A 26,178-nucleotide genomic window follows, 5' to 3' on the forward strand; every position below is an offset into this window, starting at 1 on the left:
GCTGATGGCGCGCAAAAATAAGGCCGGGCGAAAAGTCAATCGCCCGGCCTCAATATCTGGTAGTAATTTTAGCTTTGGTTAATAGCGGTAGTGTTCCGGCTTGAACGGACCCTGCGGCGTGACGCCGATATAGGCGGCCTGTTCACCCGACAGTTCGGTCAGGCGGGCGCCGAGCTTGTCGAGATGCAGGCGGGCGACCTTTTCGTCGAGATGCTTGGGCAGGACATAGACCTGGTTCTCGTACTGGCCGGGCTTGGTGTAGAGCTCGATCTGCGCCAGCACCTGGTTGGTGAAGGATGCCGACATGACGAAGCTCGGGTGGCCGGTGGCGTTGCCGAGATTGAGCAGCCGTCCTTCCGACAAAAGGATCATCCGCTTGCCGTCCGCGAAGGTGATCATATCGACCTGCGGCTTGACGTTGGTCCATTTCAAATTGCGCAGCGCGGCGACCTGGATCTCATTGTCGAAGTGGCCGATGTTGCCGACGATGACCATGTCCTTCATCGAGCGCATATGGTCGAGGGTGACGACATCCTTGTTGCCGGTGGTGGTGATGACGATATCGGCGGTGGGGGCTGCATCTTCCAGCGTGACGACTTCAAAACCGTCCATCGCCGCCTGCAGGGCGCAGATCGGATCGACCTCGGTGACCTTGACGCGGGCACCGGCGCCCTTGAGCGAGGCCGACGAGCCCTTGCCGACGTCGCCATAACCGCACACGACAGCGACCTTGCCGGCCATCATCGTGTCGGTGCCGCGGCGGATGCCGTCGACCAGCGATTCCTTGCAGCCATACTTGTTGTCGAACTTCGACTTGGTGACCGAGTCGTTGACGTTGATGGCAGGGAAGGGCAGCAGGCCCTTCTTCTGCAGCTGGTAGAGCCGGTTGACGCCGGTGGTCGTCTCTTCGGTGACGCCGCGGATCGCCGCCTTCTGCTTGGTGAAGAAGCCGGGCGAAGCCTTCAGGCGCTTCTTGACCTGGGCATAGAAATATTCCTCTTCCTCGCTCTGCGGGTTGGACAGCACGTCCTCGCCGGCCTCGGCGCGGGCGCCGATCAGGATGTACATGGTGGCGTCGCCGCCATCATCGAGGATCATGTTGGAGAGGCCGCCATCGGCCCACTGGAAGATCTTGTCGGTGTAGTCCCAATACTCCTCCAGCGACTCGCCCTTGACGGCAAACACCGGGATGCCGGCCTCGGCGATGGCCGCGGCCGCATGGTCCTGGGTCGAGAAGATGTTGCAGGAGGCCCAGCGGATATCGGCGCCAAGCGCCTTCAGCGTCTCGATCAGCACCGCCGTCTGGATGGTCATGTGCAGCGAGCCGGTGATGCGCGCACCCTTGAGCGGCTGCTTGGGACCGAATTCCTCACGGCAGGCCATCAGGCCCGGCATTTCGGTTTCGGCGATCTCGAGTTCCTTGCGGCCCCAGCCGGCAAGCGAGATGTCGGCGACCACATAGTCCTTGCTACCCGTCATGGCAGTACTCCGATGCGAATGTTGTGCTTGCGAATTTGTTGCGGACACGCCCGCGCCGGTCGGCGCGTCCAAGGGCGCGAATTGCCGGCCTGACTAGCAGATCAGAGCAAGGACGACAATGGGATATAAAGAAATCTTTATTCGTGCATGTGTCTCGGACATGCTTTGGCAGTGTCCTAAATCAGCATTCCTCGCCGAAGCGGGACGCCACCAGTTGCTCCAGGGCGTCGATGACCTGCTGGGCCTCCGGCCCGCTGGCGGTGACGCGGATCGAATAGCCGGGGCTTGCCGCCAGCATCATCAGGCCCATGATCGAGGTGCCGCCAACCTTGACGCCATCCTTCTCGACATGCACCGAGGCATCGAAGCCGCTGGCCAGCTGGACGAACTTCGCCGAAGCGCGCGCATGAAGGCCGCGCTGGTTGATGATGGGAAAATCCCGGACTATCTGATCTTTTTCCGGGGACAGCGCGGTCATTTGCTGCTCAGGAGCTGGCTGGCAACATTGATGTATTTGCGACCGGCGGCCTGGGCCTCATCAAGGGCGGCCGCCATGTTGTCGCCCTTGCGGATCGAGGAGAGCTTGATCAGCATCGGCAGATTCATGCCGGCGATCACCTCGGTGCGGCCGGACTCCATCACCGAGATGGCAAGATTGGAGGGCGTGCCGCCGAACATGTCGGTCAGCACGATGACGCCCGCCCCGGTGTCGACACGGGCAACCGCGTCGACAATGTCGCGCCGACGCTGCTCCATATCGTCGTCGGCACCGATCGCCACGGTTTCGAAATTGTCTTGTGGCCCGACGACATGTTCGACGGCATGTCGGAACTCGGTGGCCAGTTGACCGTGCGTTACAAGCACGAGTCCGATCATTCTTTGGTGGCTCCCGTCATCGCCGCTTCACAGGCGCATTTTATGCTCGCCAGCCAATCCAGGCGGCGGGAGCGCTATCTTGTCGACGCGCGGCCCGTTGACAAGCCCAAAATTGCGCAGGCGCATGCCATTTTGACGCATTGCAGCAAAAAACCCGGAGCGGATCATAGAAAAGGCGCGATCGACAGCCGCGCCATCACGACCGGTAAGGCCGCCGGGATATTGCGTTCGACCACATCGACCTGTGGCACCAGACAACCCACGATGCTGCTAGCGGCATCCTCCTGGAAGCGCGGCGCTTCATCGGCCGGCACCAGGTGGACATGCAGGTCGACGAGGCCTGCCGGCTCGAATGGCAGAGGCCGGGGGCCGAGCCCAGGCACCTCGACGAGGCCTTCTATGGCGGCGGGAGCGCGGCACAGAAGCCGCCCGGCATGCGCCTCGACAAAGAGCTGATCGTCACCGACGAGCCGCGCGAACGATCCGCGCTGGCGACAATGATCTATGAGCGCCAGCGCCAGCGCCGTCTTGCCCGAGCCGGAGGCTCCGGTGATGAGAATGCCGCGCTCGCCGATCAAAACCATTGTCGCGTGAATGTTTTCAGGCTGCACGGCTGGACCAGGCATGGTTGGAATTCATGCCCTCAGCCTTCGGCCGGCAACGTCACCACAAAACGCGCGCCCTTGATCTCGCCGGGTTTGGTGCCGGGGATGTTTTCGGCGGTTAGCGTGCCGCCATGGGCCTCGACGATCTGCCTGGATATCGACAGGCCAAGGCCCGAATTCTGGCCGAACGCCTCGCCGGCCGGCCGGTCCGTGTAGAAGCGTTCGAAGATGCGGTCGATGTTGTCGGCGCGGATGCCGGGGCCATTGTCGTCGACGGTGACGATGTTGAACTTGCCGGCACGCGCCAGCGACAGGCTGATGTGGCCATGATCTTCGGGAACGAAGGAACGGGCGTTCTCGATCAAATTGGTGATGACCTGGCCGATGCGCAGATCATGGCCGACGACGACATAGCCTTTGACGCCCTGCGGCAGTTTGGCGGCCTTGAACTCGATCTCGACCGCCTTCTTGTTGCGCGTCGCCTCGCGCGAAACGGCGACCAGATCGGTGATGAATTTCTTCAAATCGACCGTTCCCGCATCTTCACGCGCAAGCTCCGCGTCCAGGCGCGATGCGTCGGAAATATCGGTGATGAGCCGGTCCAGCCGCCTGACATCGTGCTGGATGATATCCATCAGCCGGCCGCGCGAATCGTCGTTCTTGGCCAGCGGCAGGGTCTCCACCGCGCTGCGCAGCGACGTCAGCGGGTTCTTCAGCTCGTGCGAGACATCGGCCGCGAAGCTTTCGATCGCCTCGATCCGGGCGTAGAGCGCGTTGGTCATGTCGCGTATGGCGATCGACAGATTGCCGATCTCGTCCTGGCGGTCGGAAAAGTCGGGGATCTCCTCACGGCTCTTGACGCCGCGCCGCACTCGCACCGCCGCCGCCGACAGCCGGCGCAGCGGATTGGCGATGGTCGAGGCGAGCAGCATCGACAGGATGGCGGTGACAAGGGCCGCGATGCCGAAGACGCGCAGGATCGCCTTGCGCTCGGCGGCGACGATCTTGTCGATGTCGCCGCCTTCGGTCGACAGCATCAGCACGCCCAGGACGGCACGAAAGCGCTGGATCGGCACCGCCACCGAAACGATCTGCTCGCCCTGCTCGCTGACGCGCACGATGGTCGAAGGGCTGCCGGTGAGCGCCTTGACCACTTCCGGGAAAGCGGCACCATTGCCGCCCGGCTGCTCGTGATAGACCGGCAGCTCGGTGTTGCGGAAGAAGTCGAAGACGAATTTCTGGATGCGCTCGACCAGATCGGGCTCTTCTTCCTCGACCGGCGGCAGGTCGTAGCGCAGGATCTGGCCACGCGAATAGAGGTGGCGCGAATCGAGCAGCAGATTGGCGTCGCGGTCATAGATGCGGGCGCGGGTTCTGGTCGGCGAGATCAGCCTTCGCAGCACCGGGGCGACACGCTCCGGGTTGATCGGGAAATCGAGATTGTCGAGCTGGTCGGAGCCCGGCCCTAGGCTTTCGCCGGCCTGCAGTTCAAGCAGCTTTTCCGGGTCGATGCTGATCGAATCCGTCTCGACCGTCGCCGAAGCGGCGATGGCGCCGGCGATGATCTCGCCCTGGGTCATCAGGCTTTCGACGCGGGCGTCGATCAGCCCGTCGCGGAAGGTGTTGAGATAGAGGATGCCGGTCACCAGCACGGCGAGGCCGGCAAGGTTGAGGAACAGGATACGCCGCGTCAGGCTGGAAAAGATGTGATGGCCAAGGAAGCGGCGCATCGGCACCGTGATCTTCGAGACGAAGGACGGCATGATCCGCGACGGCCGCCTGGAGGCGCCCGCCGGTCTTGTTCGCTGTGCTTCCACTGCCATCGAATAGCAGGCCCTGCTACTTATGCTTCGCGGAACCGGTATCCGACTCCGTAAAGGGTTTCGATCATCTCGAAGTCGTCGTCGACGGCCTTGAACTTCTTGCGCAGCCGCTTGATGTGGCTGTCGATGGTGCGGTCGTCGACATAGACCTGTTCATCATAAGCCGAATCCATCAGCGCATCACGGCTTTTTACGACACCGGGACGCTGCGCCAGCGAATGCAGGATCAGGAACTCGGTGACGGTGAGCGTCACCGGCTCGCCCTTCCAGGTGCAGGTGTGGCGCTCCTGGTCCATGACGAGCTGGCCGCGCTCGAGAGAGCGGGCCTGCTGGCTGGGTGTCTTGGCGGCGGCCTCGCGGGCACTGGCGCGGCGCAGCACGGCGCGCACGCGCTCGACCAGCAGGCGCTGTGAGAAGGGTTTGCGGATGAAATCGTCAGCGCCCATCTTGAGACCGAACAATTCGTCGATCTCGTCGTCCTTGGAGGTCAGGAAGATCACCGGCAGGTCGGACTTCTGGCGCATCCGGCGCAGCAGTTCCATGCCGTCCATGCGCGGCATCTTGATGTCGAGAATGGCAAGGTTCGGCGGGCGTGCCGCCAGGCCTTCCAGCGCCGACGCACCATCCGTGTAGGTCTCGACGCGATACCCCTCGGATTCCAGGGCGATCGACACCGATGTCAGAATGTTGCGGTCGTCATCGACAAGCGCGATTGTTGCCATTTCAAGCGGCTCCCTCATGAGCTGTCCCTTCTGTCGTAGAGAAGGGGCTTTTGCAGGACAAATTAGGTACAAAATGTGGCATAGGCCTTGTCCGCTGTCACGCGCGGCATGCCGGCGGCCACAATCCTACCTCGACATGGATTGGACGAACGTACATCGCCGATCCTTTGGGCAACCGCGAAACTTTTTGCACATATAAACGATTTAAACAACTTTCAAAATATTTAAATCGATTAATGATTTGATATCATTTGGCTTTTCTGGTTCTGACCATCTCAGCCCGCGTAGTGGGCGTGCCGGGAAGGTGCCGGCAAAGATGCGGCAAATCCAAGAGGGACACTCGATGTCGGAAGTCGGCAAACGCAATTCCGCCTGCGCGATCGATCATATCGGCCTGAAAACCACCGGCGTGGTGCGCTATAATTTCGGTGCGGCTGCTCTTTATGAGGACTCGATCCGGCGCGGCGAAGCCCGCTTGACGGCACATGGCGCGCTGGTCGCCGAAACAGGCCAGCACACCGGCCGCTCGCCCAAGGACAAGTTTGTCGTCCGCAACAGTGACACCGAACCGCACGTCTGGTGGGACAACAACAAGGCAATTTCACAAGCCCAGTTCGACACGCTGCTCGCTGATTTCCAGGCGCATGCCGCGGACAAGGATCTATACGTCCAGGACCTGATCGGCGGCGCCGATGCGGAGCTGAAGCTGCCGACCAGGGTGGTCACCGAATTTGCCTGGCACTCGCTGTTCATCCGCAATCTGCTCATTCGTCCCGATGCCGCCGAGCTCAAGCATTTCGTGCCTGACATGACGATCATCGACCTGCCGTCCTTCCGCGCCGATCCCGCCCGCCACGGCAGCCGCACCGAAACGGTGATCGCCGTGGATCTCACGCGCAAGGTCGTGCTGATCGGCGGCACCTCCTATGCCGGCGAGATGAAGAAGTCGGTGTTCACCATGCTCAACTATCTGCTGCCGGCGAAAGGCGTGATGCCGATGCATTGCTCGGCCAACGAGGGTACGTCCGGCGACGCCGCCATCTTCTTCGGCCTGTCGGGCACCGGCAAGACGACACTCTCGGCCGATCCCTCGCGCACGCTGATCGGCGACGACGAGCATGGCTGGGGACCCCACGGCATCTTCAATTTCGAAGGCGGCTGCTACGCCAAGACGATCAAGCTGTCGGCGGAAGCCGAGCCGGAAATCTTCGCCACCACGCAGCGCTTCGGCACGGTGCTGGAAAATGTCGTGCTCGACGCTGATGGCGTGCCGGATTTCAACGACGGAAGGCTGACCGAAAACACACGCTGCGCCTACCCGCTGGATTTCATTCCCAACGCCAGCAAGACCGGCCGCGCCAACCATCCGAGGAACATCATCATGCTGACCGCCGATGCGTTCGGCGTGATGCCGCCGATCGCGCGGCTGACCCCGGCGCAGGCGATGTATCATTTCCTCTCCGGCTACACCGCCAAGGTGGCCGGAACCGAAAAGGGCGTGACCGAGCCCGAAGCGACGTTTTCGACCTGTTTCGGCGCACCGTTCATGCCGCGCCATCCATCGGAATACGGCAATTTGCTGCGCGAGCTGATTGCCCGCCACGGCGCCGATTGCTGGCTGGTCAACACCGGCTGGACCGGCGGCGCCTACGGCACCGGCAAGCGCATGCCGATCAAGGCGACGCGCGCCTTGCTTGCCGCCGCACTCGACGGCTCGCTCAAGACGGCCGAGTTCCGCACCGACCCTCATTTCGGTTTCGAGGTGCCGGTGGCGGTTCGAGGCGTCGACAGCGCCATTCTCGACCCGCGCTCCACCTGGGCCGACAAGGCCGGCTATGACCGGCAGGCGGCAAGGCTGGTCGGCATGTTCGCCATCAATTTCGAGAAATTCGAAAGCCATGTCGATGCCGTGGTGCTGGGTGCGGCGCCGCGCATGCAGGAAGCGGCGGAGTAATCGCGCTACGGGGTTCAGCTTTCGTTGAAAGGCCCGGCTTCGATCGGGCCTTTTCTTTTTCGATCCGCCGCGCCATGACTGCGGCATGGCGAGCGACGACAATATCTTCATATCAGGCGATGCGGTGATCCATCCGGGCGACCTGCACGAGGATTTCATCCGCTCGTCCGGTCCCGGCGGCCAGAACGTCAACAAGGTGGCGACGGCGGTGCAACTGCGCTTCGACGCCGCCAACGCAGCGGGTCTGTCGGAGCGCGTGCGCGAGCGGACGATCAAGCTTGCCGGCCAGCGTGCCACCAAGGACGGCGTCATCGTCATCGAAGCGGGCCGCTTCCGCACCCAGGAACAGAACCGGGCGGATGCGCGGGCACGGCTGACGGCATTGGTCGCCAAGGCCGCCGAGCCGCCACCGCCGCCGCGCAAGAAGACGCGGCCGTCGAAAGGTGCCGTGGAACGGCGGCTGAAGAGCAAGGCCGGGCGCGGCACGATCAAGAAACTGCGCGGCCGGGTGGAGAACGATTAAGCACCACACCAATCACGCGCACAAAACGACTTCCCAAGCACGCTCACTCAAAGGAAATATTGCGCCCTGGCGGAAATTCTCCCGGATCGGGCAGAGCGTCCGTAGACGCGGCGCGTCCACGTCTGATTGCATTGCATTCATGAAAGTTGGCTTGCAAATAGCAAGACCGTATGCAGAACGCCGGACGCCGGCGGGAATATTCCATAGCTTGGCTCTCGGCCCTGCGAGCAGCGGGAGTGCCGCAGCATCGGTCAAACAAGACCGGGGATCGGCCTCGTCTTGCCGCTCATATGGGCGCCCAGTGTCAATGCTCGCGGGAAATTCCGAACAGCCGCCGCCATCAAGGCGGGACCGGCGGGGCTGAGGGCTATTCGGGCGAGGACTGCAGCTGCGTGAACCCGCGTCGAAAACAATTCTCTCCAGGCCGCTTGATAGCGTCTGCCGGCCAGTTCGCGCCCGGCTCGGCCGCGTGGCGCGCGCGCGAGTTCCTCGGCCAGCAGCCAACCGGACTGAAGCGCCATTGAAATGCCTTCGGCGATGATCGGATGCGACTCGCCTGCGGCGTTGCCGACGCGGAAGATATCCCGCTCGTAACAGGAGCGGATGCCAGGCTGGATTGGACCTGCGGCAAGCCACGGACCATCGAGGTGGACTCCATCCAGAGCATCGCTCACGCCTCGGCAAGAAGCCATGAGATGGCGAAACACCGCTTCAGCAGCCGACACTTGGCCATCCTGTTTGGGGCCATCCCATCCGGAGCTACGGTTCCTGCGCAGTCGGGCGAGCATGTCGCGCCTTATGCAGCACGAGATCGACAGCCGGCCATGATCGGCCAGGACCATGCCGCCGTAGCCGCCGGGAAACGCCAGCAACGGCATCAGATCAGGCGCGAGTGACGACCCGGTGAAATGCGCCTTGAAGCCAAGCAAGTCCGACGGGTGGCTGGTCTTTTGGAGTTGGCTTGGCAGCGGTCCCGGTTCCCAGGAACCGTGCGCTCCAACAATTACCGGCGCCCGCAAGGTCGTCGTCTCGTCGCCCGAATTCTCGTCCCTCGCCTGAATGCGCACCCTTTGCATGTCCTCGTCCCGCTCGATGGCGACCGCCCGGCAAGGCTGGAATATCTCGGCGCCCGCCGATCGCGCCGCCTGCAAGAGCAGAGCGTCGAGAACGTCCCGGCCCAGCGCCCGGCCGAAGCCGTCGTTTGCAGCGAGCCCATATTTTGCACCCGGCATAGGCGCCTCGACGCAGGTCTCGCTGGAAAAGAAACCGACGCGGCGGACTTCGGGGCCGGCGTTGGCGCGCCAAGCATCGCCGATGTCCAGACGGTCGAGCAGAGCGATGTTACTCGCCGAGATGTACTCGCCGCAGACTTTGCGGCGGGGGAATGCACTCTTTTCCACAATGGCCACGGCCCATCCGCGCAGGGCCAGCGCCAGCGCGACGGAGGAACCTGCGGGGCCTGCGCCTATGATGATGGCATCGTAGGTCGACAATCGCGTCATGGGTCACTACCGGCATTGGTACTGGCGCCGACGAATACGTGCGAAAAGGGACCAACGCGCCGCTCTCTCAATGACTTGCCATTCGCTGCAAGCCAGAGAGCAGATAGCTCCCTGCCGCGAAAGCCGGCGCGCACGCTCTGGGCCGCGTCATGTCGGGTGACGTCGTTGGCGCCGATCGCCAGGAGAAGCCGGGCTGCGGCGAGCGCCGACATTGCCCTCTGCGGTTCGATCGCCAGGAACAGCGGGGCCTTCGGCGCCAGCAGCAAAAACAGACGCACCAGCTCTGCGTCGTCGAAATGATGCAGGAAAAGATTCACAGTGATAGCGTCGAAGCCCCTGCCGTCAGTTCTTTCCATCCAATCGAAGACGTCGGCGGTGATACCTTCGACAGCCCATCCCAGCCTGTCGAACTCGGCCGAAAGTTCAGTGGTGACGAGGCCGACGCGATCGAGGAGCGTCAGTTCGACCTCAGGCCAATGCCTGGCGATGCGCCGCGCCACTGCGAGCATGGAGGTACCGTCGCCAGCGCCGATCTCCAGAATACGACGTGGTGGCGTTGGCACGAATTTCCGCAACAATGACGCCATGATCGGCGCCTGAAACATCAACACATTAATACGTCGAAGGTCACGGCGCGACGCGCGCGCCCGCGGATCGTCGGCTGCAAGCCCGTCAAGGATTTCCGGGACAAGGCTGCGGTGGCTGAGCGAATTCATGACACGGTTCGAAAAAGCATGGTTTCGGCCGTCAATCCGGGTCCGAACGACATGCCGCAGCCAAGCAGTCCGGACGGCGCCCTCAGCATCTCTTCCATCACAAACATGACCGTCGCCGACGACATGTTGCCGTATCGGCGCAGCACATCGCGCGATGGAGTGAGCGCGGTGGGCGCGAGGTTCAGCGCCCTTTCGACGGCGTCAAGAATCGAACGTCCGCCGGGGTGTATGGCCCAGAGATCGATCGCTTCGGTTGGCCGGTTGCCGAGGATGGCGCCCTGGTTGGTCCGCACAATTTCATGAACCGTCGCCGGCACCTGACCGGAAAGAACCATATCGAAGCCGTGGTCGCGAATGTCCCACCTCATCAGGTCCCGCCGCTCGTAGGCGACGGTGCAATGAAAGCTGTCGAGTTCGATGCCGGGCGGCTCGGCGGTGACAAGTGCTGCCGCGCAGCCGTCGCCCCAGAGGCAGAAGGACAGCAGTTTTTCCAGCTCGGCGGTTTCCCTGAGATGCAACGTGCAGAGTTCGATATTGACCAGCAGGACCCTCGATTGCGGGTCGGAGCGAACGATGTGACGGGCCAGCTTGAGGGCGTTGACCGCGGCATAGCAACCCATGAACCCGATCATCGTGCGCTCGACCCTGTCCGACAGACCGCAGCGCTGAATCAGGTCCAAGTCGATACCTGGCGCGGAAAACCCTGTGCAGGTGGTGACGATGAGATGGGTGATGCGTGATGCTTCGTCGCCAAGCTGCAATCCGTCGACGCCTTTTTGTGCCAGCACAGGCGCGGCTTCGCAAAACATCGCCATTCTCGCGGCCGTTCCGGGGAATGCACCACGGACAAAGGTTCCGGCACGATCTACATAGGCCCCCTCGGGGTCGAGGGCGGGCGCAAAGCAGGAATAACGGCTTTCGATGCCGGCAAGGCCGGCCATGCGTTCAAAAATCCTCCGGTGATCGGCAGCAAGCATGGAAGCCGCGAATTGCAGATAGAATTGATGAACCTCATGTTCCGGAACCACTGTCGCGATCCGGTTGATATAGGCGTTGGCAGACATTTCCGGTCTCCCTGGGCGTCGTGCGGCGTCGCGCTGCCGCCAAAGGGTCTTTGCTCAATAGGCACCAATGTTGGTCGCCGGGCTTGAGCGTTGCCTGTTCCATAAACGTTTCAGAAAACGAGTTTCGTCCCGGACGGGGCGGCCGCCTGCCGGCCCGGCTGACATTGCAGCAGCATTTCTGCTCAGGGCTGATGTCAATGGGTGGCGCAGCTCATCCCAGCGTACCACCAAGGACGGTGTCATCGTCATCGAAGCGGGCCGCTTCCGCACCCAGGAACAGAACCGGGCGGATGCGCGGGCACGGCTGACGGCACTGGTCGCCAAGGCCGCCGAGCCGCCACCGCCGCCGCGCAAGAAGACGCGGCCGTCGAAAGGTGCCGTGGAACGGCGGCTGAAGAGCAAGGCCGGGCGCGGCACGATCAAGAAACTGCGCGGCCGGGTGGAGAACGATTAAGCACCGCGAAGCTGCAACGCGCGGGTGGCTTCCAATTCTGGGTTGCAGATGGCAAGCTGCGATCACCCACCACAGCAATGGAGACCAACGATGGGCATGTTCGATTTCGTCAAGAGTGTCGGCAAGAAACTGGGCATCGGCGGTGACGACGAAGCCGCACCCACGGCCGACACACTCAAGAAGGAGCTCGATTCGCACAAGCTCGGCACCGATGGCGTCGAGGTCGTCGTCAACGGCGATACGGCAGTGCTGAAGGGTGTGGTCAAGGACCAGTCGATCTTCGAGAAGGCGGTCATCGCCGTCGGCAACACGCTCGGCGTCTCCAAGGTGCAGGCGGACGAATTACAGGTCGCGCCAGCACCTGGCACGGCCGCCGCCCCGGCCAAGGAGCCCACCTTTTACACCGTGAAGAAGGGCGACAATCTCTGGAAGATCGCCGAGAAAAGCTACGGCAAGGGCCAAGGCGTCAAGAACACGGTCATATTCGAGGCCAACAAGCCGATGCTGACCCATCCCGACAAGATCTATCCGGGCCAGGTGCTGCGCATCCCCGACCTCGCCTGATCGGCGACTGCCAATTCGACAAGAGCGGCGGCTTTCGGGTCGCCGTTTTCATTTGATCGTGACATTTTACGGTTCCGAACCATCCAAAAGGTGATCGAATCCGTGCTCGTTCTGCCCAAAGGCGTCCGCCACATGCCGGCCTACCTGTCACGCACCGTGCAGGAAGAACTGGTCGACGAGGTGAGACGGATCGTGCAGCAGGCGCCGCTGTTCGTGCCGGCCATGCCGCGCACCGGCAAGGAGATGAGCGTGCGCATGACCAATTGCGGGCCGCTGGGCTGGGTCACCGACAAGGAGCACGGCTATCGTTACCAGCCGGCGCATCCGCTAACCGGGGCGCCTTGGCCGCCAATTCCGGATGCGCTGCTCGACCTGTGGCGCGAGGTCTCGGGCTATCCGCATCCGCCGGAAGCGTGCCTGATCAATTTCTACACGGCGGATGCGAAGATGGGCCTGCATCAGGACCGCGACGAGGCCGACTTTTCGGCGCCGGTCGTCTCCGTCTCGCTCGGCGACGACTGCCTGTTCCGGGTTGGCCAGACCACGCGTGATGGCGCCACCAAGTCGTTCAGGCTGCAAAGCGGTGACGTCGTGGTGCTCGGCGGCGAGGGGCGGCTGTGCTTTCACGGCGTCGGTCGGATCTATCCCTCGACCTCGGCGCTGCTGAAAAACGGTGGGCGGATCAATCTGACATTGCGACGGGTGACGAAGCCGGCCGTCACAGCTTCCTGAGCGCCACTTCCTCGATCAGGTGGTCGGCCCCCTTGCGCAGGATCAAGTCGGCGCGGGCCCGCGTCGGCAGGATGTTCTCGCGCAGATTCTTCAAATTGATGTTGGTCCACAGGCCTTCGGCGATGGCGCGCGCCGAACCCTCCGACAGCTGCGAGTAGCGGTGAAAGAAGGAGTCCGGATTGCGGAAGGCGGTCTCACGCAGCCGCATGAAGCGGGAAATGTACCAGTTGTGGATCAGCTTCTCGTCGGCATCGATGTAGATGGCGAAGTCGAAGAAGTCCGACAGGAAAGGCACGATCTTGCCGTCCTGCGGCAGCTTGCCGGGCTGCAGGACATTGATGCCTTCGAAGATCAATATGTCGGGCCGGTCGATGGTGACGAACTCGCCGGGAATGACGTCATAGGTGAGGTGCGAATAGACCGGCGCGCGGACATCGGGCAGCGCCGACTTGATGCCCGACAGGAAGCGCAGCAGCGCGCCGACATCGTAGCTGTCTGGAAAACCCTTGCGCTCCATCAGGTTCTCGCGGCGCAGGACCTCGTTGGGCAGCAGGAAGCCGTCGGTGGTGATGAGATCGACCTTGGGGCTCGACGGCCAGCGCGCCAAAAGCTCCTTCAGCACGCGTGCGGTGGTCGATTTGCCGACCGCGACGGAACCGGCGATGCCGATGATGAAGGGCGTCTTGACCACGTCGACCGCGTTGAAGAAGGCCTGGCGTTGCCGGAACAGCAGCTGGCTCGCTTCGACATGAGCCGACAACAGCCGCGACAGCGACAGATAGATGCGCGTGACCTCTTCGAGATCGACCGGATCGTTGAGCGAGCGCAGGCGGCGGAATTCGTCCGCGCTCAGCGTCAGCGGCGTGTCGGCGCGGAATTGCGACCATTGCTCGGCGGAGAAGAAGCGAAACGGGGAATACTTCTCGGTCGGCGCGAGCTGATCCATCGAGATACCTGCCCTTCCTCGCGGTCAGCCCTTGGGCCGTGACGCCTTCTCGGCGATGCCCGAACGCCGGGTGCGGCCTTCAAGCTCCTTGAGCACGTCGCTCAGCGAAACCCCCGAGAGGCCGAGAACGACGAGCCAATGATATATAAGATCGGCACTTTCCGAAACGAGGGCCTGTTTGTCGCCCTTGACGGCGGCAATCACCGTCTCGACCGCTTCCTCGCCGAGTTTCTGCGCCGCCTTGTCGATGCCGCGCGCGAACAGTTTTGCCGTCCACGAGTCCGGGTCGCCGGAATGGGCGCGTTCCCTGATGGTTTCTTCAAGATCTGACAGCGAAAACTCAGCCATGGCGCCATCTATCTGCTTGTTTAGGCATGATCTTTTCCGAAAACCGGTTCCCACTTTTCGGGATCATGCTTTAGGGCCGATTATTCACAGAGTCCAGCCGCATCGGCAGCCCTGCGGCGGCCATATGCGCCTTGGCCTGCGCTATTGTGTAGGTACCGAAATGGAAGATGGACGCGGCCAGCACCGCACCGGCATGGCCGTCGCGAATGCCTTCGACCATGTGGTCGAGCGTGCCGACGCCGCCGGAAGCGATGACCGGCGCGCGCACGGCGTCTGATATCGCGCGGGTCAGCGCGATGTCGTAGCCGGCCTTGGTGCCGTCGCGATCCATCGAGGTCAGCAGGATCTCGCCGGCGCCGCGATCGACCATTTTCCGCGCGAACTCGACCGCGTCGATGCCGGTCTTTTCGCGCCCGCCATGGGTGAAGATTTCCCAGCGGTCGGCCTCACCGGTGGCGGACACTTTCTTGGCGTCGATGGCGACGACGATGCACTGGTTGCCGAACTTGTCGGCGGCCTCGGCAACGAAATCCGGGTTCTTCACCGCCGCCGTGTTGATCGACACCTTGTCGGCGCCGGCCAGCAGCAGCTTCCTGATGTCGGCGACCTGGCGCACGCCGCCGCCGACGGTCAGCGGCATGAAGCATTGTTCGGCGGTGCGTGCGATGACGTCGAAGATGGTTTCGCGATTGTCCGACGAAGCAGTGATGTCGAGGAAGCAAAGCTCGTCGGCGCCGGCCGCGTCATAGGCCTTGGCCGCCTCGACCGGATCGCCGGCGTCGACGAGATCGACGAAGTTGACGCCCTTGACGACACGGCCGTTCTTGACGTCGAGACAGGGGATGACACGGGCTTTCAGCATCAGCGGCCCTCTATCGTGGCGATGAGATCGTTCAGCAATTGACCGACCAGCGGCGGCACATCGGCCTGCGCGTCGAAAGCCGGGTCGTAGGCGGAGACGGTGATGCCGACGACCGGCACCGCAATCGCCATGGCGCAAGTGGCGTCGCGCAACTGCTCCGGGCTCGGGCCGCCCGAAGTGATATAGCGGTTGGCCTGCAACTCGCGGGGATCATGCACGTCCATGTCGAGATGCATGTGCACGCGTTTGGCGCCGGCGATCTTCAGTCTTTCGGTCGCCTGGGCCACCCCGGAGCATTCCGTCCGCACGATCGGCAATGTCTCCAGCAGCCGCTTCTCGTCCGGATCGAGATCGCGCGCGTTGACGAGCACGCAACGCGACGGATCGATCGGCTTGAAGCCGGGAATGGCCGACGCCATCGGCCTCCAGCACAGGCCAAGCACCGTCGCCAGCGCCATGCCGTCGAGAAACCCGTACGCCGATGTCTCGGGCGTGTTGAGGTCGCCATGCTGGTCGGCCCAGATGATCGCATCGGCGTCCTCGCCGGCGACCGCACCGGCTGATGTCAGGCAGTTTCCCGCAAGGACGATGGGAAACCGGCCGGCGTCACGGGCAAGGCGAACCTCGGTCGCAACCGCGTTGCAGACAGCAAAGCCGGTGGCGATCTCGCGCTCCTGGATGTCTCCGACCCTGCCGATGTCTTTCACCGTAACGTCATGGCCGGCCATGCTCAGCGCGTCGACGAGCCCGCCTGATATCAGTGCGTCCGGGCCCTGGCCCATGCCGCCATGGTAATGGCCGCTGTCGTAGGAGGCCAGGATGATGGAGATTTTCACGTCCGCGTCTCCGCCCTGCCCTGCAGGATCGCCAGGGCCTCGGCCGGATCGATGCGGCCGTCATAGAGCGCGCGCCCGGAGATCGCCCCTTCGAGCTTCTGCGCATCGGGCATGGTCATGCGCACGATGTCGGCGATCGAGGCGAGGCCGCCCGACGCGATGACCGGGATCGATACGGCATCGGCGAGATCGATGGTGGCGTCCCAGTTGATGCCGGTCAAAACGCCGTCGCGGTCGATATCGGTGTAGATGATGGCGGCGACTCCGGCGCCCTCGAATTTCCTCGCCAGTTCGACGACGCCGAGGCTCGACGCCTCGGCCCAGCCCTCGACGGCGACCTTGCCGCCCTTGGCGTCGATGCCGACGGCGACCTTGCCCGGAAACGCCTTGCAGGCCTGTCTGACTAGGTCCGGGTCACGCACCGCCACCGTGCCGAGGATGACACGGGCCAGCCCGCGATCGAGCCAGTCCTCGATCTGCGCCAGCGTGCGGATGCCGCCGCCGAGCTGCACAGGGTTCTTCGTCGCCTTGAGGATGGCGCCGACCGCCGCGCTGTTGACGCTCTGGCCCTGGAAGGCGCCGTTGAGGTCGACGACATGCAGCCATTCGAAGCCCTGTTGCTCGAAGGCCCGCGCCTGCGCTGCAGGATCATCGTTGTAGATGGTCGCGGTGGCCATGTCGCCGTGCTTCAGGCGCACGCACTGGCCGTCCTTGAGATCGATGGCGGGGAAAAGGATCATCCGTTCAGGCGCCTTCCACAATGGCGAAATGCGATGTCGAATAGAGACGTCGGAACTTCAGCGCCGCCTGGTATTCGGGCGAATGGAAGCAGGCGAGTGCGACCGCGTAGCTCTCGAACTCGATGATGACATGGCGATTGCCCGACGACCCTTCCGGGCTCGACGACTGACCGCCGCGGGTCAGGAATTTTGCGCCATATTTGTCGAAAGCCGCTTTGTTGGCGGCAATGTATAGCGGATAGTTTTCCGGATCGGTCACCTCGACCATCGCCATCCAGTAACCCTTCTTGCTCATCGGTTTCCCCTTTGCTTGAGCATGATCTCGGGACAAACGGGACCGTTTGTCCGAGAAAACCGGGGTCCACTTTTCGGGATCATGCTCTAGGGCCTCCAGCGCAGGAAATTGGTGATCAGGGCGAGGCCCAGCGCCTGGCTCTTTTCCGGGTGGAATTGCGTGCCGACGAGATTGTCGCGGGCGACGGCCGCCGTCACCGGGCCGCCATAATCGGCGACCGCCAGCACTTCGTCCGGCTTGCGCGCATCGAGGTGGTAGGAGTGCACGAAATAGGCGTGCAGCCCGTTGGTCCCGGTGGGAATGCCGGCAAACAGTGGATGCTGGCGTTTGAGTTCGATCGTGTTCCAGCCGATCTGCGGGATCTTCAGCGCCGAATCGGAAGGCATGATCTCCTTGACGTCGCCCGATATCCAGCCGAAGCCCTCGGTAATTGTCTTTTCAAGGCCGCGCTGCGACATCAGTTGCATGCCGACGCAGATGCCGAGGAAGGGCCGGCCCTTGACGATCGCGACATCCTCGACGGCTTCCCGCATGCCTTCGACGGCCTGCAGGCCGGCCGCGCAATCGGCATAGGCGCCGACGCCGGGCAGGACGATGCGATCGGCCGTGCGCACCCGCTCGGCATCGGCCGTCAGGTCGATCTGCGCCGCGATGCCGGCTTCGCGCGCGGCGCGCTCGAAGGCCTTGGTGGCCGAGCGCAGATTGCCCGAGCCGTAGTCGATGATCGCAACCCGCATATCAGCTTCTTCCCGGAATCATGTCAGTTTCTTCCCGGTATGTGGGTCAGCCCCAGCGCAATGCCCGGCTGCGCTGGCCGCGCGAAGGCAGCATCGGGGACCATGCGCGGCGCCGGCACAACCTCATCGGCAAGCGCTTCCGCCTCCAGCGCATAGCGTGTGTCGGCATCGTCGAGCCAACCGGCTTCGACCGCGCCCCACTCGTGCCAACCACGCCGGCGAAGTGCCGCGATGCGCAGGCCTTGCCCTTCCAGGCCGACATAGAGCGAAACCAGCAACGACAGCAGCGACCCGGCCAGACCAAGGCCGAGCTTCTGGCCCAGCATCGAAAGCAGGCCCATGACGACGAAGGCAAGTGCTGCTTCGATCCACAGCCGATGCCAGGCGAACCATAGCGGCGGCACCAGGAGGCCCAGCCAGGTGAAGCCATCGCGGACAAAGGCCGTCGCATCAGCCTTTTCGCTGCGGCCTGGCGGTTCCATCACGACGTAGGTGGCCATGGCCTTATCCCTTCAACGATCCCTTGGTGGAGGGAACCGCATCCGGCTGGCGCGGATCGCGTTCGAGAGCAGCGCGCAGCGCGCGCGCCACCGCCTTGAAGCAGGTCTCGGCGATGTGATGGTTGTTGGCGCCATAGTGGTTGGTGACATGCAGCGTAATGCCGGCATTTTGCGCCAGCGCCTGGAAGAACTCGCGCACCAGTTCGGTGTCGAAGGTGCCGATCTTCGGCGACGAGAAGGAAACGTTCCAGACCAGGAAGGGACGGCCGGACACATCGATCGCGGCGCGCGTCAGCGTCTCGTCCATGGCAAGGTCGATCGAGGCATAGCGCATGATGCCGCGCCGCTCGCCGAGCGCCTTGGTCAAGGCCTGGCCGAGCGCGATGCCGGTGTCCTCGACCGTGTGGTGATCGTCGATATGCAGGTCGCCCTTGGCCCTGACCGTCATGTCGATCAGGGAATGGCGCGACAGCTGGTCCAGCATATGATCGAAGAAGCCGACCCCCGTGGCGATATCCGACTTGCCGGAACCGTCGACATGGACCGACACGGAGATGTCGGTTTCCTTGGTCTTACGGCTCGCTTCGGCGGAACGGGGCGGCATCACTCTATCCTTGTCCAGAGGTTCACATCGTGACCGGCTCAGAGGCTTCAAGCGCTCGCAGGCTTGAAAACGAAAGCCTTCTAGCAGCATGATCCGGCGATTGCCAGTTGCCTCCGGCATCGGTATCGGCCTTGCCAGAGAACGATTTGCAATCACCGGCCCCATGCATACATATGGCCGATCAAAGTTACTCGTACCGCGCCAATCGCCTTATCGGGATGGCGCTGCTCGGAGCCCAAGAAATGTCCAATGAACTGACCATGCACGCCACGACCATCGTGACGGTGCGCAAGGGCAACAAGGTGGTGATCGCCGGCGACGGCCAGGTCAGCCTTGGCCAGACCATCATGAAGGGCAACGCCAAGAAGGTGCGCCGCATCGGCAAGGGCGGCAATGTGATTGCCGGTTTCGCCGGCGCCACCGCCGACGCCTTCACGCTTCTGGAGCGGCTCGAGGCCAAGCTCGAACAATATCCCGACCAGCTGACGCGCGCCTGCGTCGAGCTCGCCAAGGACTGGCGCACCGACCGCTATCTGCGCCGGCTGGAAGCGATGATGCTGGTGGCAGACAAGTCAGTCTCGCTGGCGCTGACCGGCACCGGCGACGTGCTCGAGCCCGAATTCGGCGTCATGGCCATCGGTTCGGGCGGCAATTACGCGCTGGCCGCGGCCCGCGCGCTGATGGACAGCGACAAGGATGCCGAGGAGATCGCCCGCAAGGCGATGCAGATCGCATCCGACATCTGCGTCTACACCAACAACAATTTCGTCGTCGAAACGCTCGATGCCGCCTGAAGAGGTGGTGACCTATGATTTTCGGCCGGTGACGGAGAAAGACCTGCCGATGATCGCCGGCTGGCTTGCCCAGCCGCATGTTGCAGAGTGGTGGGACGATCCGGAGACGGAAATCGCCGGGATTAGCGATCATATCGACTCGATTTCCGTCGAGCCGCTGATCGTCGAGCTCGACGGCAAGCCGATCGCCTATCTGCAGAGCTACGATCCGCATCTGGAAGACGACCACCCCTACGCCGACCAGCCGTTCGGCACGCTCGGCATCGACGTGTCGATCGGCGTGCCGGAGCTGGTCGGCCGTGGCCATGGCTCGGCGATCGTGCGCCAATTTGTCGAACAGCTTTTCGAGGAAGGTGTTCCGCGCGTCATCATCGACCCGGATCCCGCCAATGTCAGGGCGATCCGCGCCTACGAAAAGGCCGGCTTTGTTGCCTTTGACACCAGAACATCGGAGTACGGGCCAGCCCTGTTGATGGCGCGCGACGCGACGCAGGAGCCCAATTGATCAGCGCCGAAACCCTCGACAAGGCAGTCGCGAAAGGTTTGATCTCGCAGACCTTGCGCGATCAGTTGGAGGCCATGGAACGCGCGGTCGCTCTCGCCCCCGAGGCCAGGCCCGCCGATGACGAGGGTGACGAGGAAAACCTGCGGCTGGTCGGCGGCGGCAACGATCTGTTCGTCACCGTGGGAACCGTTCTGCTCAGCGCCGGCTTCTTCTTTGTCCTAACCACCTTGCTTCCAGGCCAGACATTCTGGATCGCCGGCATCCTCGCGGTTTTCGCCTGGGGGCTCGCCGAAATCGTCACGCGTCAGCACCGGATGAAGCTATCGTCGTCCGTGCTTGCCCTGATTTTCATGGCCGCCATTCTGGCCGCTCTGGCGCTGCAAGTGGAGGCCAGCTTCGGCATACGCAAGCCGGAAACCATCTGGCAGCTATTGGCGTTGCGCCAGACGGCGTCCCGGGCCGGATATCTGTTCCTGGGCGGAGGAATAATCGCGGCGGCGATCTATTTCTGGCGCTTTCGCGTCCCCATCCTTGCCGGGACCATCGCCATCGCCTTCACACTGCTTGCCTTCCTGCAAACGGCGATAATCCTGTATGACAGCGTGACAACCGGCGCGATTGCGCCGCCGCGCCTCGAGGACGTTCCCGAATTGCTTCGCGCGGCCCTTTACATGCCGCTGATCTGCGGCCTGATCGTGTTCGCAACGGGTGTCGCTTTTGACATTTACGACAGGGATCGACGCAAGATCTGGTCCGATTGCGCTTTCTGGCTGCATGTCGTCTCGGCGCCGATGCTGGTGCATCCGCTCTTTATCATGGCAACCGGCCAAAACGTCGTATTCGGACATATCGCGCCGGATGCCAATGCAACCATCATGCTGACGATTCTGATCCTTGGCTTCCTCTATGTCGCGCTGGCCATAGACCGCCGTTCGCTTCTGGTTCCTACATTGGCTTACTTCGGCTCGCTGGGCATCTATTATCTGGTGAATTCCGCCTCCGATTCGACGGGCATCCCGCCTTTTGCCTTGATCCTGGTCGTTGTTGGCGCACTGATTATTCTGTTCGGGGCCGGCTGGCAGCGTATCCGGCGGATTGTGGTCAACCCCACCTTGCCGGCGGCCGTGATCCGCCGGCTACCGCCGCTGAAGGCGTGACAGGACTTTGTGATGGTCGAGACGGCGACGCGAAACGAGGGGGAATGAACCGATGACGACACCGGCCACGGAAAACAGCTATTCGGCCTACGAAGACAGCTGGCGGATGGGGCTTCTGCTGGTGCTTGCCCTGGTCATCTTCCAGGCCGGGGCGCTCTACGGCATGGGGCGGACGCCGATCTGCACCTGCGGCTACGTCAAGCTCTGGCATGGCGTGGTGAACAGTTCGGAGAATTCCCAGCACATTTCGGACTGGTACACCTTCTCGCACATCATCCACGGCTTCCTGTTCTATGCGCTGGCGCGGTTCCTGTTCCCGCGTTCGCCGATCGGCCTGAGGCTGGCGTTCGCCGTCTTCATCGAGGGCGGCTGGGAGCTGCTGGAAAACAGCCCGTTCATCATCGACCGCTACCGCGCCGGCACGATTTCGCTCGATTACTATGGCGACAGCATCATCAATTCGGTGTCGGACACACTGGCCATGGTGCTGGGATTTGTGATGGCGCGAAGGCTACCTATATGGGTGATCGTCAGCCTCGCCATCATCTTCGAACTCGGCACCGGCTACCTCATCCGGGACAATCTGACACTCAACGTGATCATGCTGCTGCATCCGTTCGAGGCCATCAAGCAGTGGCAAAGTGGAATTTAGTGATATGAGCACATTTTCTCCCCGCGAAATCGTTTCGGAACTCGACCGCTTCATCATCGGCCAGAAGGACGCCAAGCGCGCCGTGGCCATTGCCTTGCGCAACCGCTGGCGCCGCCAGCAGCTGGAAGGCCAGATGCGCGAAGAGGTGATGCCCAAGAACATCCTGATGATCGGGCCGACCGGCGTCGGCAAGACGGAAATCTCGCGCCGCCTGGCGCGGCTGGCCGGTGCGCCCTTCGTCAAGGTCGAGGCGACCAAGTTCACCGAAGTCGGCTATGTCGGCCGCGATGTCGAGCAGATCATCCGCGACCTGGTCGAGATCGCCATCGGCCTGGTGCGCGAGAAGATGCGTGAGGACGTCAAGGCGCGCGCCCACGTCAACGCCGAGGAACGTGTGCTGGAAGCACTGGTCGGCAAGACGGCGAGCCCGGCCACCCGCGACAGTTTCCGCAAGAAGCTGCGCGACGGCGAGCTCGACGACAAGGAAATCGAGGTCGAGGTTGCCGACACCGGCAGCGGCGGCATGCCCGGATTTGAAATCCCCGGCATGCCGGGCGCCAATATCGGCGTGCTGAACATCAACGACATGCTGTCGAAGGCGATGGGCGGCAAGAAAACCAAGATGCGCAAGACGACGGTGAAGGAGTCCTACGACCTGCTGGTCAATGACGAGTCCGACAAGCTGCTCGATCAGGACGAGGTGGTGCGCCGGGCGCTCGATGCCGCGGAAAACGACGGCATCGTCTTCCTCGACGAGATCGACAAGATCGCGGCGAGATCGGACATTTCCGGCGGGCCCTCGCGCGAAGGCGTGCAGCGCGACCTGCTGCCGCTGGTCGAAGGCACCACGGTGGCGACCAAATACGGACCCTTGAAGACGGATCACATCCTGTTCATCGCCTCCGGCGCCTTCCACGTCTCGAAGCCGTCCGACCTGTTGCCGGAATTACAGGGCCGCCTGCCGATCCGCGTCGAACTGCGGGCGCTGGAGAAGGACGATTTCGTGCGCATCCTGACCGAGACCGAGGCCAGCCTGATCAAGCAGTATATCGCGCTGATGAAGACCGAGGGCGTCGAGTTGACCTTCACCGAAGACGCCATCGATTCGCTCGCCGGCATCGCCGTCGATCTCAACGCCAGCGTCGAGAACATAGGCGCCAGGCGCCTGCAGACGGTGATGGAGCGGGTGCTGGACGAAATCTCCTACGATGCGCCCGACCGCAACGGAACGAGCGTCACTATCGACGCCGCCTATGTCGAAAAGCATGTCGGCGATCTGTCCAGGAATACCGACCTGTCGCGGTTCATCCTTTAAACGACGGCGCCGAAACATTCCGGCGCCGGTCCAGGCAACATTTTCCGGCAAGCAAAATCATGTGTGGCCAGATGGTACCATCTGGCCACCTTTCGTCCTGCCGGGTGAACGGGCGCTCTCGACTCGACCAAGAGCTTTACCTAGTTTGCGCGGCAATTCTCGATCTCTTGGTTGACGCAATTCCGGAAAACCGTTTCACACTTTTCCTGGAATTGCTTGGGCGGCGGGTGCATGAAAAAACTGATCCTGGTCATTCTCGGCTTGACGCTGGCGGCGACGCTGTTCGCCGCCGAGGCAGCGACATTGGTGCCGCCGGGAAATCGCAATGCCGTGCAGCCCGACATTCCCGGCGCCTCCAGCCGGCGCACGCAGGCGACCAACACCAGCTTCCAGGCGAAGTACCGCAAGGTCTATGCCCTGCTGCAGAACGACGCCGAATTGCGCGGCAAGATCAGGAAGGCGGCGGCCGCCTACGGCATCGATCCCCTGCACATCGTCGGCGCCATCGTCGGCGAGCACACCTACAATGTCGATGCTTATGACCGGCTGCAGACCTACTATGTCAAGGCGATCTCCTATCTCTCCAGCAAGCTGTCCTTCGCCTATGACGGCGAGGACATCACCGACTTCGTCCAGCGGCCGGAATTCAAGAAATGCGCGGGGATGTCCGACAGCTACGATCTGTGGGAATGCCGCGAACAGGTGTGGAACCGTTCGTTTCGCGGCAAGTCGGTCGGCGGGACCAGCTTTCCCGACGACCGCTTCGGCGCCACCTTCTTCCAGCCTTATTATGCCGGCCAGACCTTCGGCCTCGGCCAGCTCAATCCGCTGACCGCCCTGCAGATGAGCGATCTGGTGCACAAGGTTTCGGGCCTGCCCAAGCTCGACGTCGGCGATCCCAATTCGGTCTACAAGACCATCATGGATCCCGACCTGACGCTGCCCTACGTCGCCGCGACGATCAGGAAATCGATCGATGCCTATAAAAGCATTGCCGGCTTCGACATTTCGGGCAATCCCGGGCTGACCGCCACGCTCTACAATGTCGGCAATCCGGAGCAGCGCGCTTATGAGTTGAAGGCGGAGAACGACAGGCGCCGCGCCGCCGGTGAGCCCGAAAAGCTGCCGGAAGAGAATTATTATGGTTGGCTGGTGAACGACAAACTGCCGGAGCTGAAGGCGCTGTTTTAGGGCTGAGGTTCAGAGCCTTTACCTCCGCCTTGTAGTAGGTCGGACCGAAGGTTAGGGGCGGTGCCGCACTCCCATCCCGCAGCTGCGCAGCGGCCCCCAAAAGGGGGAGCGTAGGCTCAGGCGGCCAACAACGACTTCAGCTTCACATCCTGTGATCCCAGCGCTTCCGGCGCCGGCTTGGCCCGCTTGGCGATCAGCATTTCGGCCAGCCTGATGTCGCGGGCGACCGCGTTGCCGGGGCCGATGCCGCTCGCCGCGACCAGCCTGCCGTCTTCAGCCAGATGGAAGAGGATGAAGGCGCCGTTGCCGAGATCGCGGCGCACGGTGTTTTTGCCCTCGTCGGGGAGCCCGGCGATCTGCAGGGACAAACCATACTGATCCGACCAGAACCACGGCACCGCCGCATGCGCCTCGCCGGCGCCGAGCATGTTCCTGGCCGCCAGCGCGCCCTGCTCCTGGGCGTTGCGCCAGGCTTCCAGCCGCACCCGGCGGCCGCCATAGACGGCGAGCGGAAACGAGCAGCAATCGCCGGCGGCAAAGATGTCGGGATCGCTGCTGCGCAGCTCGGCATCGACTGCAATGCCATTGTCGATCGTCAGCCCCGCTTCGGCCGCAAGCCCGGTCACCGGCACGGCGCCGATGCCGATGATCGCGAGGTCGGCTGATATCTCCCGTCCGCCGGCAAGGGTGACGCGCACCTCGTTGCCATCGTCGGCGATGGACGCGATGCCGTCGCCGCACAGGACGTCGACGCCCTCGGCGACATGCGCCTCATGGATGATTTCCGCGATCTCCGCCGGCACGCCGCGCATCAGGATTCGAGGCTGCGCCTCGATGACGGTGACCGCGGCACCGAGCTTGCGGGCCGCGGCGGCGAATTCGAGGCCGATAAAGCCGCCGCCGATGACGGCGATACGGTTGCCGGGGGTGAGATGCGCGCGAATGGCGAGCGCATCAGCGAAGGTTCTGAGATAGACGCAGCGCGGGCCCAGGCCCGGCATCGGCAGCTTGCGCGGCGTCGAACCGGTTGCCAGCAGGAGCTTGTCGTAAGGCAGGACCGATCCGTCCGACAGGCGCACAGTATGCGCCGCGCGATCGATCGCGACGGCCTGGACGGAATGGACATGCCGGATCGATTTCTCGGCCAGAATTGCGTCGCTGGCGATCGCCTTGATCCCGGGCGCATCGCTGGCCATCGCCTCCTTGGACAGAGGCGGGCGCTCATAGGGCAGATGCGGCTCGTCGCCGACCAGCGTCACCGGCCCCTGATAATCGAGGTCGCGCAGCGCCAATGCCGCCCGCCCGCCGCATTCGCCGGCGCCGATGATGAGCATTCCCCGCGCCATACCGGTCATCCGATCTGGATCAGGACCTTGCCGGCGTCGACCTTGACCGGATAGGTCTTGAGATTGACGCAGACCGGCGCACCGCGGGCGTCACCCGTCTTGTAGTTGAAGCGGCCATTGTGCTTGGGGCATTCGATGATGTCATCCATCACCAGCCCGTCGGCCAGGTGCACCTTTTCATGCGTGCAGAGGCCGTCGGTGGCAAAGAACTCGTCGTCGGGGCTGCGATAGATGGCGAAGGTGCGGCCGCCATGGTCGAAGCGCATCACATCCTCCTCGTCTATGTCGCCGGTGGCGCAGGCCTCGACCCAGTCGCTCATTCAAGTCCTCCCAAAA

31 protein-coding genes are annotated in these 26,178 nt (G+C 63.0%); 11 read left to right on the forward strand and 20 right to left on the reverse strand.

Annotated elements, in window-relative coordinates; all coding sequences use genetic code 11:
• Positions 1-78: 78 nt before the first annotated feature.
• The 6 genes from ahcY to AC0L2D_RS11475 all read right to left on the reverse strand — a co-directional run bounded on the left by ahcY (position 79) and on the right by AC0L2D_RS11475 (position 5,505).
• Entirely contained in the window at positions 79-1,479 is a 1,401-nt protein-coding gene (gene ahcY / locus AC0L2D_RS11450; protein ID WP_013528332.1) for an adenosylhomocysteinase, read from the reverse strand.
• 181 nt (positions 1,480-1,660) lie between these two features.
• Complete coding sequence (locus AC0L2D_RS11455; protein ID WP_013528333.1) at positions 1,661-1,957, reverse strand: HPr family phosphocarrier protein; 297 nt, start codon at positions 1,955-1,957, stop codon at positions 1,661-1,663.
• Complete coding sequence (locus AC0L2D_RS11460; RefSeq protein WP_010912939.1) at positions 1,954-2,355, reverse strand: PTS sugar transporter subunit IIA; 402 nt, start codon at positions 2,353-2,355, stop codon at positions 1,954-1,956. The genes AC0L2D_RS11455 and AC0L2D_RS11460 overlap by 4 nt, the downstream gene beginning before the upstream one ends.
• Before the next feature lie 164 nt (positions 2,356-2,519).
• Positions 2,520-2,981, reverse strand: a complete 462-nt coding sequence (locus AC0L2D_RS11465) for an HPr kinase/phosphorylase (RefSeq protein ID WP_013528335.1) — start codon at positions 2,979-2,981, stop codon at positions 2,520-2,522.
• 17 nt (positions 2,982-2,998) lie between these two features.
• The gene (locus tag AC0L2D_RS11470) at positions 2,999-4,783 is read right to left on the reverse strand and encodes a sensor histidine kinase (RefSeq protein ID WP_013528336.1); all 1,785 of its coding nucleotides are present in this window, start codon (positions 4,781-4,783) and stop codon (positions 2,999-3,001) included.
• 20 nt (positions 4,784-4,803) lie between these two features.
• Entirely contained in the window at positions 4,804-5,505 is a 702-nt protein-coding gene (locus AC0L2D_RS11475) for a response regulator transcription factor (RefSeq protein WP_013528337.1), read from the reverse strand.
• Between the two features lie 343 nt (positions 5,506-5,848).
• Here AC0L2D_RS11475 and AC0L2D_RS11480 point away from each other — a divergent pair, with 343 nt between their 5' ends.
• Together AC0L2D_RS11480 and arfB are read left to right on the forward strand one after the other, a co-directional pair.
• Positions 5,849-7,459, forward strand: coding sequence for a phosphoenolpyruvate carboxykinase (locus AC0L2D_RS11480; RefSeq protein ID WP_064992854.1), 1,611 nt, complete (start codon positions 5,849-5,851; stop codon positions 7,457-7,459).
• Positions 7,460-7,544: 85 nt separating this feature from the next.
• Positions 7,545-7,982 carry an alternative ribosome rescue aminoacyl-tRNA hydrolase ArfB gene (gene arfB, locus AC0L2D_RS11485; RefSeq protein ID WP_027161031.1) on the forward strand — a complete coding sequence of 146 codons (438 nt, stop codon included), beginning with the start codon at positions 7,545-7,547 and terminating at the stop codon, positions 7,980-7,982.
• A 251-nt stretch (positions 7,983-8,233) separates the two neighbouring features.
• Here the strand turns inward: arfB and AC0L2D_RS11490 are convergent, their stop codons facing one another.
• From AC0L2D_RS11490 to AC0L2D_RS11500, 3 genes are read right to left on the reverse strand one after another with little or no spacing between them, the layout of a single operon-like run.
• Positions 8,234-9,484, reverse strand: a complete 1,251-nt coding sequence (locus tag AC0L2D_RS11490; protein ID WP_275953218.1) for an NAD(P)/FAD-dependent oxidoreductase — start codon at positions 9,482-9,484, stop codon at positions 8,234-8,236.
• On the reverse strand, positions 9,481-10,200 hold the full coding sequence (locus AC0L2D_RS11495) for a methyltransferase domain-containing protein (protein WP_473541071.1): 720 nt from the start codon (positions 10,198-10,200) through the stop codon (positions 9,481-9,483). The genes AC0L2D_RS11490 and AC0L2D_RS11495 overlap by 4 nt, the downstream gene beginning before the upstream one ends.
• The gene (locus AC0L2D_RS11500; protein ID WP_224618274.1) at positions 10,197-11,264 is read right to left on the reverse strand and encodes a type III polyketide synthase; all 1,068 of its coding nucleotides are present in this window, start codon (positions 11,262-11,264) and stop codon (positions 10,197-10,199) included. The genes AC0L2D_RS11495 and AC0L2D_RS11500 overlap by 4 nt, the downstream gene beginning before the upstream one ends.
• Positions 11,265-11,334: 70 nt before the next feature.
• Between AC0L2D_RS11500 and AC0L2D_RS11505 the strand changes: the two genes are divergently transcribed.
• The 3 genes from AC0L2D_RS11505 to AC0L2D_RS11515 all read left to right on the forward strand — a co-directional run bounded on the left by AC0L2D_RS11505 (position 11,335) and on the right by AC0L2D_RS11515 (position 13,014).
• Positions 11,335-11,718: a hypothetical protein gene (locus tag AC0L2D_RS11505; RefSeq protein ID WP_473541072.1), complete on the forward strand. Its 384-nt coding sequence runs from the start codon at positions 11,335-11,337 to the stop codon at positions 11,716-11,718.
• Positions 11,719-11,808: 90 nt separating this feature from the next.
• Positions 11,809-12,282 carry a peptidoglycan-binding protein LysM gene (gene lysM / locus AC0L2D_RS11510; RefSeq protein ID WP_013528340.1) on the forward strand — a complete coding sequence of 158 codons (474 nt, stop codon included), beginning with the start codon at positions 11,809-11,811 and terminating at the stop codon, positions 12,280-12,282.
• A gap of 102 nt (positions 12,283-12,384) precedes the next feature.
• Complete coding sequence (locus AC0L2D_RS11515) at positions 12,385-13,014, forward strand: alpha-ketoglutarate-dependent dioxygenase AlkB family protein (protein ID WP_064993026.1); 630 nt, start codon at positions 12,385-12,387, stop codon at positions 13,012-13,014.
• Here AC0L2D_RS11515 and coaA read toward each other — a convergent pair.
• The 9 genes from coaA to hisB form a co-directional block, all read right to left on the reverse strand.
• Positions 13,001-13,960, reverse strand: coding sequence for a type I pantothenate kinase (gene coaA, locus AC0L2D_RS11520; protein WP_013528342.1), 960 nt, complete (start codon positions 13,958-13,960; stop codon positions 13,001-13,003). The two genes, AC0L2D_RS11515 and coaA, sit on opposite strands and share 14 nt — an antisense overlap.
• Before the next feature lie 24 nt (positions 13,961-13,984).
• A complete protein-coding gene (locus AC0L2D_RS11525; RefSeq protein WP_063170995.1) occupies positions 13,985-14,308 on the reverse strand; it encodes a phosphoribosyl-ATP diphosphatase in 324 nt (107 codons plus the stop codon).
• Between the two features lie 70 nt (positions 14,309-14,378).
• Positions 14,379-15,173, reverse strand: coding sequence for an imidazole glycerol phosphate synthase subunit HisF (gene hisF / locus AC0L2D_RS11530; RefSeq protein WP_024501998.1), 795 nt, complete (start codon positions 15,171-15,173; stop codon positions 14,379-14,381).
• The gene (locus tag AC0L2D_RS11535) at positions 15,170-16,006 is read right to left on the reverse strand and encodes an arginase family protein (RefSeq protein WP_473541075.1); all 837 of its coding nucleotides are present in this window, start codon (positions 16,004-16,006) and stop codon (positions 15,170-15,172) included. The genes hisF and AC0L2D_RS11535 overlap by 4 nt, the downstream gene beginning before the upstream one ends.
• Positions 16,003-16,746, reverse strand: coding sequence for a 1-(5-phosphoribosyl)-5-[(5-phosphoribosylamino)methylideneamino]imidazole-4-carboxamide isomerase (gene hisA / locus AC0L2D_RS11540; protein WP_013528346.1), 744 nt, complete (start codon positions 16,744-16,746; stop codon positions 16,003-16,005). The genes AC0L2D_RS11535 and hisA overlap by 4 nt, the downstream gene beginning before the upstream one ends.
• 4 nt (positions 16,747-16,750) lie before the next feature.
• Positions 16,751-17,041, reverse strand: coding sequence for a DUF1330 domain-containing protein (locus AC0L2D_RS11545; protein WP_013528347.1), 291 nt, complete (start codon positions 17,039-17,041; stop codon positions 16,751-16,753).
• An 86-nt stretch (positions 17,042-17,127) separates the two neighbouring features.
• Positions 17,128-17,778: an imidazole glycerol phosphate synthase subunit HisH gene (hisH, locus tag AC0L2D_RS11550; RefSeq protein ID WP_473541077.1), complete on the reverse strand. Its 651-nt coding sequence runs from the start codon at positions 17,776-17,778 to the stop codon at positions 17,128-17,130.
• A gap of 23 nt (positions 17,779-17,801) precedes the next feature.
• Positions 17,802-18,278, reverse strand: coding sequence for a DUF2628 domain-containing protein (locus tag AC0L2D_RS11555; RefSeq protein WP_337123129.1), 477 nt, complete (start codon positions 18,276-18,278; stop codon positions 17,802-17,804).
• Between the two features lie 4 nt (positions 18,279-18,282).
• Positions 18,283-18,882, reverse strand: a complete 600-nt coding sequence (hisB, locus tag AC0L2D_RS11560) for an imidazoleglycerol-phosphate dehydratase HisB (RefSeq protein WP_063169777.1) — start codon at positions 18,880-18,882, stop codon at positions 18,283-18,285.
• A gap of 242 nt (positions 18,883-19,124) precedes the next feature.
• Here hisB and hslV point away from each other — a divergent pair, with 242 nt between their 5' ends.
• From hslV to AC0L2D_RS11590, 6 genes are all read left to right on the forward strand, one after another.
• On the forward strand, positions 19,125-19,676 hold the full coding sequence (gene hslV, locus AC0L2D_RS11565) for an ATP-dependent protease subunit HslV (RefSeq protein ID WP_013528351.1): 552 nt from the start codon (positions 19,125-19,127) through the stop codon (positions 19,674-19,676).
• Positions 19,666-20,181, forward strand: a complete 516-nt coding sequence (locus tag AC0L2D_RS11570; RefSeq protein ID WP_127369768.1) for a GNAT family N-acetyltransferase — start codon at positions 19,666-19,668, stop codon at positions 20,179-20,181. The genes hslV and AC0L2D_RS11570 overlap by 11 nt, the downstream gene beginning before the upstream one ends.
• Positions 20,178-21,338, forward strand: a complete 1,161-nt coding sequence (locus AC0L2D_RS11575) for a hypothetical protein (protein ID WP_473541080.1) — start codon at positions 20,178-20,180, stop codon at positions 21,336-21,338. Before AC0L2D_RS11570 ends, AC0L2D_RS11575 begins: the two co-directional genes overlap by 4 nt.
• A 52-nt stretch (positions 21,339-21,390) precedes the next feature.
• On the forward strand, positions 21,391-21,990 hold the full coding sequence (locus AC0L2D_RS11580; RefSeq protein ID WP_013528354.1) for a DUF2585 domain-containing protein: 600 nt from the start codon (positions 21,391-21,393) through the stop codon (positions 21,988-21,990).
• Positions 21,991-21,994: 4 nt separating this feature from the next.
• Positions 21,995-23,305 carry an ATP-dependent protease ATPase subunit HslU gene (hslU, locus tag AC0L2D_RS11585; RefSeq protein WP_024502005.1) on the forward strand — a complete coding sequence of 437 codons (1,311 nt, stop codon included), beginning with the start codon at positions 21,995-21,997 and terminating at the stop codon, positions 23,303-23,305.
• A gap of 231 nt (positions 23,306-23,536) precedes the next feature.
• Positions 23,537-24,496 (forward strand): DUF1402 family protein, encoded by a 960-nt coding sequence (locus AC0L2D_RS11590; RefSeq protein ID WP_473541082.1) that lies wholly within the window; start codon positions 23,537-23,539, stop codon positions 24,494-24,496.
• A 116-nt stretch (positions 24,497-24,612) separates the two neighbouring features.
• Here AC0L2D_RS11590 and AC0L2D_RS11595 read toward each other — a convergent pair whose 3' ends face one another.
• Both AC0L2D_RS11595 and AC0L2D_RS11600 read right to left on the reverse strand, forming a co-directional pair.
• Positions 24,613-25,851: an NAD(P)/FAD-dependent oxidoreductase gene (locus AC0L2D_RS11595; protein WP_473541083.1), complete on the reverse strand. Its 1,239-nt coding sequence runs from the start codon at positions 25,849-25,851 to the stop codon at positions 24,613-24,615.
• Positions 25,848-26,162 (reverse strand): Rieske (2Fe-2S) protein, encoded by a 315-nt coding sequence (locus AC0L2D_RS11600; protein ID WP_027161041.1) that lies wholly within the window; start codon positions 26,160-26,162, stop codon positions 25,848-25,850. Before AC0L2D_RS11600 ends, AC0L2D_RS11595 begins: the two co-directional genes overlap by 4 nt.
• Positions 26,163-26,178 lie beyond the last annotated feature (16 nt).

Source organism: Mesorhizobium sp. WSM4833, assembly GCF_055811095.1.